Origin of the sequence: Plesiomonas sp. (genome assembly GCF_051650925.1) — a bacterium.
Taxonomy (GTDB): domain Bacteria; phylum Pseudomonadota; class Gammaproteobacteria; order Enterobacterales; family CAMTGL01; genus Plesiomonas.
This window is the reverse complement of the sequence record NZ_JBOFRH010000049.1, coordinates 1-5,320: the sequence shown is the minus strand read 5'-3', so window position 1 is coordinate 5,320 and position 5,320 is coordinate 1. Positions and strand designations below refer to the sequence as shown.

Below are 5,320 nucleotides of genomic sequence, written 5' to 3'. Positions count from 1 at the left end.
CTCTTACGGCCTGATTTCCCTATCAATCCGATCTCGTATACCCGTTACAGCTCATCTCATCACTCAAACGTATGCCTTGCAACATACATTTTATGACAAGCTAATGATTATTGTTTGACACATTCGATTTCATCTTTTTTTATCATAAAAATCATGAGATTAAATAATTAATCCCAGCATTTTGTTAAGGAGTGTTTACATTCCACCACAGCAACAAAAATCTCGGTAATATTAACGGCCATGTCATATTTATAACGTAAAAATATCCATCAATGCCGATAGTTATGGAGCTTTGGGATGATTAATGTGGATGATGTTTTAAACAAGTATATACCGACACTCCCGCAGCACACATGGCTTTACCGCCCAGTGAGTGCGGTACTCAAAAACCTGCTGCATGAACAAGATTTACACTCATTCGCACATGATTACCCCAGCGTTACCGGTTTTCAATTTGTTGAGCAAGTACTTAATTACTTTGATTTTAGTACTGTGGTGAACCCGAGCCAGCTTGAAAACATTCCCGTAACCGGACGTGTTGTTTTCATTGCAAACCACCCTATCGGATCACTCGATGGTTTATCCTTGTTAAACTTAATTGGAAAAACGAGACCTGATGTCAAAATAATAGCTAATGATATGTTGCTACAAATTGCACCATTAGCTTCACTGCTGCTGCCGGTGAATAATATGGGTGGTCGAACTCCCAAAGAAAATCTGAGCCACATTCATCAATGGTTAGAACAAGAAGGCGCACTGATTATTTTTCCTGCGGGTGAAGTATCCAGATTACGGCCCAATGGCATTCAAGATACGCTCTGGCACAGTGGTTTTTTACGGATAGCCAGTCGAGCACAAGCACCGGTGATCCCGATTCATATCACCGGCAGAAATTCAGCCGTTTTCTACGGTACTTCTATGGTGTACAAACCATTGTCTACCCTGCTGCTTGTGCAAGAGATGTTTAACCAAGCCCATAAAGCAATTCATGTGCGTATCGGGGCGCCAATCCCCTATCGCCATTACCATTCACTTTGCCACCTTCCACTGAAAACACGCATCAAGCTATTTCGTAAACACCTTTACCTCATCGGTCATGATAAAAGTGGTGTTTTACCGACTGAGATTGCAATTGCGCACCCTGAAAATCGTCAGACACTGCGCCAAGCCATTTTTGCCTGTGAAGCATTAGGTGTCAGCAATGATGGCAAGAAGATCTATTTGTACCGTTATCAGCCCAATTCACCGGTTATGCGGGAAATAGGCCGCTTACGCGAGCTGTCGTTTCGTGCTGTAGGTGAAGGCTCTGGTCAGCGCTATGATATTGATGGATACGATAAACACTATCTACACATTGTGTTATGGGATGACCATGAGCTTGAGATTGTAGGTGCTTACCGTTTATGTGATACGGCAACAACGCTACAGGAAAAAGGCTTAGAAGGTATCTACACGCACTCGCTGTTTCATTATGATGAAGGCATGACACCTATTTTGCAGCAAGGGCTAGAGTTAGGCCGCAGTTTTGTACAACCGCGTTACTGGGGATTACGCAGCCTTGACTATTTATGGATGGGAATCGGGGCTTTTTTAGCGAAAAACCCGCAATTTCGCTATCTGTTTGGCCCGGTAAGTATCAGTAACGGTATGCCACCAGAAGCCAAGAATTTGCTGGTGTATTTCTACCAAACCTATTTTGCAGCCGATCATCCGGTAGCGCGATCTCGCAGACCGTATGAACTGACCAGTGATCTGCAAAAAGAGCTACAACAACACTTTAATGGTCATGATTATCTGCAGGATTTAACTACCCTCAAACTGCTGCTACACCACTTTGGTGTGCAGATCCCAACACTGTATAAACAATACAGTGAACTTTGTGAGCCTGGCGGCGTGCAGTTTTTAGATTTTGGGACTGATCCTGATTTTGCCGATTGTATTGATGGGCTAGTGTTAATCGATACAACCAAAATTAAAGCTAAAAAGCGGCAACGTTATATTGATGTTCACCATCAATCCGATAATCACGCCTTGCGTGAGTAATACAAAACATTGAGTTATACAGATAGGGATAGAAACAAAACAAAACAAAACAAAACAAGACAAAGCAAGAAAAAACAAAGCCCTCTGTACTCTCAACACAGGGCTTTATTTTTCTAGCAGAGGTGACTAAAACCGTATTACATGCTTACCATGTACGTACAGGGCCGGTATCAATGTGTACAAAGTTACTTTTTGGATAGTAACCCACACCACCAGCGCGCATTTTCAATGCAGCTTTACGCACATGGCTCAATGATGCACCTTCGATACGAAAATCAACCGCACGCGCCAATGTATGGTAGCTGTGTTTTGCCACCCCACTTGAGCGTTGACGCAGATTTTTGTTCGTCTTTGGTGAGCGGTAACCTGAGATCAGCTGAATTTCACCTTTAGTGCCCAGCATCAGTTGCACTCGATATAACTGTTCGAACAGCTTCTTGTCTATTTTTGTTACCTGATTCGCTCGGTAATCACGCAGCAAAAAGTTTAAACGGGTGAGCTCTTCAGAAACATAGTTTTTACCATCAAAGAACTCAGCTTTGACTTTTTCTCCGGTATTGATATTACTCAGTGTCAGCACTTTGGGTTTAGATGTTGAGAGTGATGCCCAAGCCTGCCCGGGTAGTAGTGAGCAACCTAGCACTACACCACCTAAAGCAAGCCACTTACGACGACTGTGATCAATCCCTTGCTCAAGATTTTGCATAATTTTAGTGATTACTATCCGGTTAATTATAAACAAACGCTATAAATAGCAGCAGCGTGAACCTTAACTGGCATGACAAAGCTAGTCAACCTCTGTGCAGGCACAAAGATCTGACAGATCCTTTTACATATCACACAAGTCAGACATCCCGTTTACTTTTTTATTCTTTTCCATTGCTGTTTTCGTGAGCTTTATCACTAAAGAAATACCAAAAAGGGGAAATATCGCATATTCAGTCTGACATGACAGTGTTCGCTCTTTTTTTTGTTATTTTGTCGACCAGCTTCAATTTCAGGTCGACCCTGTAGTGTGCTCACTTGCCCTCTTCCTTTAAAAAAATTGCCGGAAATGGGTAGGAATAGGTAAAAAGAGACAAAAAAAGAGAGCATTTCTGCTCTCTTATCTTACAACCTAAGATTACACGGTAATCAGTTGATCAGTGCACGTAAATTGTCACGGATAAGTGCACTTGCGCGGGTCACTTTATCGTAATCATACACATCTGTTCGGTACTGTACTTGCCCGTTGTCTGCTACCCATGATGACAGGTAATAGATCTGTACCGGTACACGCTCACGAATTGGCACATAGGTTGTTTTACCTTTACCCAAGGTAGAACTGACTCGCTCTTGATTCCAACCTACATCTTTGAGCAGCATATCAGCCAGTTGTGCGGCTTTATTCACGCGAATACAGCCTGAACTCAGTGCCCGAATATCTTTACCGAATAAACCTTTGGCCGGTGTATCGTGCAAATAAATGGCTTCAGCATTCGGCATATTGAACTTATAACGGCCCAAAGAGTTATCGTCACCTGGCGCCTGTTTTAAGCGATACGGAAAGTTCTTTTCTGACATTCTTGACCAATCAATATCATACGGTGAAATCTCATACGCTTCATTGGTCCAGTCACTCAAAATGACGTAGCCATGTTTAGCCAAATAGCTTGGATCTCGTTTAATTTTTGGAATCAAATCTTCACGAATCAGACGATCTGGCACTGTCCACGGCGGGTTTAATACCACGTTATTCAGTTGGCTATGCATAAACGGGGTTTTACGGCTCGGACGACCAACAATCACTTTAGAATCGAGGATCTCTTTACCATCGCGGTAATACGCTAAATGGTAGTCAGGAATATTAACCCAGATTCCGTTAACTTTTTCTGCTGGTAGCAGGCGTAAACGTTGCATATTCAACGCCAGCAGTGCAGCACGCGTTTGCGGGTCTTGGTTTAGCCAAAAACGGGTACGTGGGCCAATCACGCCATCAGCGGCCAAACCATGTTGACGCTGAAAATTCTCTACCGCCTCAACACGAGCACCGCTGTACAGATCACCGCTAATATCGGCCACATTACCCGAAAGATCACCGGTCAACTGCAAAATGCGGTCAAGTACGATGACTTCAGGGCTGTAATCGCCCGGACGCAGTGATGGGCCACTCCCCAACTGCGGCCAGCCTTCGCTGCTTTCATGGATTAAGCGTGCTAAGGCTTTTTGCATCAAGGCATATTGGCGGTTTTGTGGTGCAAGGCTTTGAATAAAGGCTAAATCGGTACCATTATCTTGCGCTTTCAACCACTGCATTACCCGTTTTTCATTCGGCGCGGCCAACACGACTGGATTGGCTTTTGCATAGAGCCAGCTATCACCCTTTGCTTTGATTTGATCAACGTAACTTAAATACCCCAGCATGGCATCTGAGATCACGATATCTTTTGCCATATCGGGCAAGTTAGGATTACTGATCTCTTTTACCCACAGGGTAAAACGCGGGCTGACGCCTGCCAGCGCTAGTTCATTCAGTTGCAACAAGAAGGCATCTTTCACTTGCTGATTTTGCCACAAAGGCTGCATGTTACTTGCGGTATATAACTTACTTATCTGCCGAGGAAAAGCGAGTACGATACTGGCAGGCAAAACCTGATCAATACGTGTGATTTTTGTATTGCTGCTTGTATTTACAGCATCAACACTGGCTGCTGTAGCCACCAGAGGTTGCACCAACAAGACTGTCAGCAGTAAACAACCAAGTGTTTGAGTGACTTTTGATGAGTTCATGTAAATTCAACTCTTTTTATTTTCGTTAGCGCTTTTTTGTACACCAGCACCACTGCTTCCACAACACCGAACATCTGCCTCAAAGCTCATGATGTTGTCGTGTACAAAATTCATGTTATTAGAATATAGGATAAAAAAGCATACATTGATCATCGAAGCTGATCTATTGTTCGTCACATTAATTAACGTAAAACTCACGCCTAATCATAAAATAAAAAAAATCAATACATAAAATATAAAAGCCAGACACAATGCAATATCATGTCTGGCTTTTTTTTACAATTTATGATGCGATTTCAAGGGCTCATGATGCCATATGCAATACCAAGCGCTGATGTATAACAGTGCCGTGTACAAGAGTACGCATAGGTAGCTTACAAATAGCGGCCACTCAAATCAGCGTTCATCTTAAACATATCACCTAAAGCGCATCTTCAATTTCAACAGCATCAGATATTTCGGTGTGCGTATCTTGTACCCGACTATCGGTAGGCACATCGGTATCGGC

Annotated in this window: 3 protein-coding genes; 1 reads left to right on the top strand and 2 read right to left on the bottom strand. The window is 43.1% G+C overall.

What is annotated here, in order from left to right; genetic code table 11:
* Positions 1-297 precede the first annotated feature (297 nt).
* The gene (locus ACRC27_RS01245; RefSeq protein ID WP_438623373.1) at positions 298-2,043 is read left to right on the top strand and encodes a GNAT family N-acyltransferase; all 1,746 of its coding nucleotides are present in this window, start codon (positions 298-300) and stop codon (positions 2,041-2,043) included.
* Between the two features lie 145 nt (positions 2,044-2,188).
* On the opposite strand, the gene ACRC27_RS01240 is transcribed toward ACRC27_RS01245, so the two are convergent.
* Positions 2,189-2,749, bottom strand: coding sequence for a DUF882 domain-containing protein (locus ACRC27_RS01240; RefSeq protein WP_438623374.1), 561 nt, complete (start codon positions 2,747-2,749; stop codon positions 2,189-2,191).
* A 428-nt stretch (positions 2,750-3,177) separates the two neighbouring features.
* Entirely contained in the window at positions 3,178-4,812 is a 1,635-nt protein-coding gene (ldtD, locus tag ACRC27_RS01235) for a L,D-transpeptidase (RefSeq protein WP_438638954.1), read from the bottom strand.
* Positions 4,813-5,320 lie beyond the last annotated feature (508 nt).